The 5,109-nt window shown below is 59.9% G+C and carries 6 protein-coding genes; 2 read left to right on the top strand and 4 right to left on the bottom strand.

The window, feature by feature from the left end; genetic code table 11:
* Both ACXJKO_RS29680 and ACXJKO_RS29675 read left to right on the top strand, forming a co-directional pair.
* Positions 1–247 (top strand): aldo/keto reductase (locus ACXJKO_RS29680; protein ID WP_457094614.1); only part of this gene is annotated, 247 nt, incomplete at its 5' end.
* A gap of 51 nt (positions 248–298) precedes the next feature.
* Entirely contained in the window at positions 299–1,129 is an 831-nt protein-coding gene (locus ACXJKO_RS29675; RefSeq protein WP_457094613.1) for an inositol monophosphatase family protein, read from the top strand.
* Positions 1,130–1,168: 39 nt separating this feature from the next.
* Here the strand turns inward: ACXJKO_RS29675 and ACXJKO_RS29670 are convergent, their stop codons facing one another.
* The 4 genes from ACXJKO_RS29670 to ACXJKO_RS29655 all read right to left on the bottom strand — a co-directional run.
* The gene (locus tag ACXJKO_RS29670; protein WP_457094612.1) at positions 1,169–1,768 is read right to left on the bottom strand and encodes a hypothetical protein; all 600 of its coding nucleotides are present in this window, start codon (positions 1,766–1,768) and stop codon (positions 1,169–1,171) included.
* A gap of 184 nt (positions 1,769–1,952) precedes the next feature.
* Positions 1,953–2,423 carry a hypothetical protein gene (locus ACXJKO_RS29665; RefSeq protein WP_457094611.1) on the bottom strand — a complete coding sequence of 157 codons (471 nt, stop codon included), beginning with the start codon at positions 2,421–2,423 and terminating at the stop codon, positions 1,953–1,955.
* A 195-nt stretch (positions 2,424–2,618) separates the two neighbouring features.
* On the bottom strand, positions 2,619–3,866 hold the full coding sequence (gene serA / locus ACXJKO_RS29660; RefSeq protein ID WP_457094610.1) for a phosphoglycerate dehydrogenase: 1,248 nt from the start codon (positions 3,864–3,866) through the stop codon (positions 2,619–2,621).
* A 290-nt stretch (positions 3,867–4,156) separates the two neighbouring features.
* On the bottom strand, positions 4,157–5,109 hold a 953-nt coding region (locus ACXJKO_RS29655; RefSeq protein WP_457094609.1), incomplete at its 5' end, for a sigma-54-dependent Fis family transcriptional regulator.

Genomic DNA, 5,109 nt, shown 5'->3' with positions numbered 1-5,109 from the left:
GGGCAGGCTTCCTTCTTCAGGGGCGCTGGAGGCGATTGCCCGTAGGCATGAAGCAAGCGTTTTTCAGATCGCGCTCGCGTGGCTGCTTCAGAAGCCCCATGTGATCGCGATCCCGAAAGCCTCCAGCCCTAATCATGTGCGGGATAATCATAAGGCGCTCGAGATCAAGCTCAGTCCTGATGATCTACGGGAAATCGATGCCGAGTTTCCGCCTCCGGAGCGCAAGGAGCCGCTTGAGATGATCTGAGATCATGTTCTACATAGCAGGATCTCTTTGAAACGAAGCTGCGTGGATCGAATGAGCTTTTACCGGAAAGATGCCCTCGAACTTGCCGAAATGCTCAGGCGTGCCGCGCAAGCAGAAATCCTGCCGCGGTTCAGAAACCTGACGGCGGAAGCGATCCGCACGAAGACGTCCAATCTCGATCTCGTCACTGATGCCGACGAGGCCGCGGAGCGGTTCATCGAAGCGGAAATCCGTCGCGCGTTCCCGAATGCAACCGTGATCGGCGAGGAGGGCGTCAGCAAGGATGCCAGTCTTCTCGATGGGCTGGGCGATTCCGATCTCGCGTTCATTCTCGATCCGGTCGATGGAACCCTGAATTTCGCGTCGGGCCTGCCGCTCTTCGGAGTCATGGCGGCCGTGACCGTCAAAGGCGAAGTCGTCTGCGGCATCATCCTCGATCCGATTTCCGACGATTTCACTATGGCGGTACGGGGCGAGGGAGCGTGGACCCAGATGCCCGATGGAAGTGCGACACCTCTTCGCCCCGCCTCGCCGGTTCCGCTCTCGCAGATGACCGGCAATGTCTCATGGCGCTATCTGCCGGAGGAGCTTCGCCCCGTCGTAACAGGGAATTTCCCGCGCGTCGCCATGGCGGCGGATTTTCGCTGCTCGGCTCATACCTATCGGCTGATTGCGAGCGGTCATCTGCATTTCTCATTCTCGTCCAGCGTCATGCCCTGGGATCACGCGGCCGGATGGCTGATCTATCAGGAAGCGGGCGGATACACCGCTCATTTCGACGGCTCGCCTTACCGCCCTATCAATCGCGGTGGGGGCCTCATCAGCGCGCCCGATAAGGATAGTTGGCAGGCTGTGCGCGACGCTTTGCTGGGAAGCGGATGATAAAGTTCGCTTATTGAGCGAAATGCACTGAAAGATTTCTCAGTCGTAATCGATGCTGCCGACCCCAATGATGGTGTCAATCTCAGCGATCCTGGCATGCCGCTTCTTGCACTTGCGATCCAGAAACCAGGAGCGCCCAATTCCCAGAGCCAGGATCGGCAAAGCCCAGAGGAAATCTATCGCGTTGAGAAGAACGAGGCCGAGCGCCGCGATCGAGACAAGCCATATTTCCACGCGCCCGAAGCCCTCGGTGAATTCGTTCTTTAGGGCAAGCTGCTGCCTCTCAAGAAGCAGCTGCATGTGGATGGGATTGCGGCCCTCCTGAGATGTATTTGGGCTACGAAGCCGTTCCAGTGACTGCTGCAGGCCTTCAAGAGCCTCAGCCCGCTCATGAGACACAGACTCTTCGCGAACCGGTCCGAAAATTTCGATGATGCGGTTGCGCAATACTGTGAGTGCGGGAGGGCGGTTGTCCTGCTCGCTCCCCGGTTTGGCGTGCTCGAACTGATCCGTGATGCGGCTGCGGATTTGCGATGCGGTTGTTTCAACTTTGGGCGCGACGGCGTTCCGTTGAAAGGAGACGGCAACGTGATCCGCGATCATGGTCTCGACTGCGAGTGGAGCCCTGTCGATGAACATAACCTGCTTCCTTCTCCTCCGAAGGTGCCGTCAACGGTCGCGATCCCGGCGGAGCTTCGAAACACACTGCTCATGCCGTGTAAGAACTGCCGACTCTCTTCAGCAGCCAACGGGAAAGATGGGGCGGTATGGTTAATGAGCAGTTAACGAACCGACGGCATCCTCTCCTTTTAGGAAAGTTGCCTCACTTTTCTTGCTCGTTGTCCGAATGGCCTGGGACCATCCTGGCCAGATCCTGAAGGAACTTTACGGATTCTTTGGGTCTGCCTTCCTGCTCGGCGATCTTGCTGATGTTCTGCAGCAGGGAAGCGATTTCGCTGGCCTTTGCCACGCGGCCTACCGCCAGAACATGGAAGAAGGCGGAGAATCCAACCATAATCGCTTGATTATGCTCGTCGAGCTTTCGGCAGTGTTCCTTGAGGCTCTTGATATCCTTCTCCTGCGCGGAAACGATTTCCACGAGGGTCAGCATCTGGTCGGCTAAAGTGTCGACGGAGGCATTCATGTCTACGGATATTCCTAGATCTTCAAGATTCCGAGGCGAGGGAGAAGTTGCGGGGGCTGCTTCGCTGGAGCCGCTCAGACGATCCGCCTTCCATGATGATGACGTTTGACCCAAGACAACCTCCGCCTCCTTATCGGTGACTGCAGGCATTCGCGTGGCCCCGACCAATCTCGAGGCTGTCTGGTGAAACAGGCTTCGAAGCCGATCATGAACCCGTGCGATCACGTTTCCTCTCTTGCCCCATCAAGCGCGAATTTAGGCTTAACGGAGCCGTTTCGGCAAGGATAGCACGTCTTTCAGCCTATGCTGATATGAGGAAGAGCAATCAGTTATTGAGAGGATATATCACCCGCGCGCATAGAGCAGGCGGGCACGGATCGTGCCTTCGAGAGCGCGGATCTCCCGCAGGGTCTCCCGGCTCTGTTCGGGCAATCCTTCCGCCTCGATCACCACGTAGCCGATCTCTCCGTCGGTCTGGAGGTGCTGGCCCGTAATGTTGAGGCCGCGCTGGGAGAAAGCCTGGTTGAGACGCCCGAGGATGCCCGGCACGTTGCGATGAACGTGGATGTAGCGGGTGCCTGTCGCACGCGAAGGCAACTGTACCTGCGGAAAATTGACGGCGCCGACCGTCGTGCCGACATCGGAATATTCCACGAGCTTCTTGGCGACCTCGGCTCCGATGCGCTCCTGCGCCTCCTCGGTCGAGCCGCCGATATGCGGTGTCAGGATCACGTTCTCGATGCCCTGGAGCGGGCTGACAAACCGGTCCTTGTTGGAGGCGGGCTCGACGGGAAAAACATCCACGGCGGCGCCGCGCAGATGTCCGTTCTTCAGAGCTTCCGCCAGCGCATCGAGGTCGACAACCGTGCCGCGGCTGTTGTTGATGAGATAGGCCCCCTGTTTCATGGCGGCGATTTCGGCTGCGCCGATCATGCCGTGGGTGGCGGGCGTCTCAGGAACGTGCAGGCTCACCACGTCGCTCTGGCTCAGCAGATCGCGCAGATTATCTGCCGGTTCGGTATTGCCGTGGCGCAGCTTGTCCGTCTGATCGAAGAAGATCACCCGCATGCCCATGGACTCGGCGAGGTACGAGAGCTGCGAGCCGATATTGCCGTATCCGACGATGCCGAGGGTCTTGCCGCGCACCTCATGGCTGTCGATGGCGGACTTGTCCCACCCGCCAGCGTGGGCGGCAGTGGATTTCGGGAATGCCCGGCGCAGCAGCATGACGATTTCGCCGATCACCAGTTCGGCAACGCTGCGGGTGTTGGAGAAGGGTGCATTGAAGACCGGAACGCCCGCATGGCGCGCGGCATCCAGATCCACCTGGTTGGTGCCGACGCTGAAGCAGCCCACGGCGATCAGGCGGTTTGCCGCCGCAAACACCTCGGGCGTCAGTTGAGTGCGGGAGCGGATGCCCAGCAGGTGAACGCCCTGAATGGCTTCGATCAGAGCGTCCTGGTCGAGCGCGGTCTTGAGATAGGTGAGATTGGTGTAGCCGGCCGCCCTGATGAGTTCGACAGCACTCTCGTTCACGCCCTCCAGCAGAAGAACGCGGATCTTGTCTTTCTGGAGAGAGTACTGCTCTGACATTTCGGCTCCGTTTTTTGGCAGGTAGCCTGCAYGGCCATGCCCATAACCTGTCGGAAGAGCCAGGAAAATCCCTCTCAGCGCAATAGAGGTCTGTTGGTCACGCTCGCCCTTCTTCAGGTTTAATGCCAACCCAAAGGGTTAGCTCCTCAAATGAGGCACCCTCATACCTCCAATTCGCAGAGCCCCTAGTGCCGTTCCGGGTCTATGATTCCTCAATCCGGTCGCTATGCGATCGGTCGAGAAGGCGGGAGCCGTTGCCGGATGTACGCACGACTCCCGCTTTTTTATGCTCAGATTCTCCCCTGAAGCCTGCGGTAGAAAGTGCTCCGGCTCACCCCGAGACTGCGGGCGGCCAGGGAGACATTCCCTCTCGAGGCCTGGAGTGCATCCCGCATGGCGTTCACGGTCAGGGCATCGAGGGTGGAGGGGCGAGGGAGTTCCCAGGGAGCATCCTGTGTTGACGTCGTCGCACCGGATTTGACATCCAGGGGCAGGGCATCGCTTCCGAGGCGGTCGCCCGGTTCGCATAGCGCCAGCATCGCCCGCAGGCAGCCGACCAGCTGGCGGAAGTTGCCAGGCCAGTCATAGGACGCCAAGCTGAGGCGACACTCATCCTCCATCGTGACGCCTTGCATATGAGCGCCCAGGGACGTCCACACCGCGTCTATGAGCTGCTCGCGATCCGCTCGCGTGCGGAGGGGCTTCAGCTCGATTGTGTATTGCGCGATGCGGAAATAGAGATCCGAGCGGAAGCTACCCGCCTTGACGAGTTCCGCCAGATTGCGGTTCGTGGCGCAGATCAGCGTGAAATCGACCGGCACAGCCCGGCTGCCGCCAAGGGGAACAACCTCACGCTCCTGTAGAACGCGCAGAAGCCTAGTCTGAAGGGTGAGCGGCATGTCGCCGATCTCGTCGAGAAAGAGAATGCCCCCGTCGGCCTCCCGTAGATATCCCTTCGATCCGCCGGGGCGCGCGCCTGTGAAGGCCCCGGCCTGATAACCGAACAGCTCCGCCTCCATCAGCGTCTCCGGCAGGGCGGCGCAGTTGACGGCCACGAAAGGCTTGCCGGATCGGGCACTTCTCTGGTGGGCCGACCGGGCGAACATTTCCTTGCCGGTACCGGTTTCACCCCAGACAAGCACGGGGACATCGGCATCGAGCAGCCGAACGGCCCGGTTCAGCGATTTCTCCGTCTCGGCGTCGAAGATCGGCTTGATCTGGGCGGGAGGTGCCGGTCTCGCTG

Source organism: Microvirga sp. P5_D2 (genome assembly GCF_054049475.1).
Note: the sequence above shows the minus strand (reverse complement) of the source record. Positions and strands in the feature narration are given on the sequence as shown.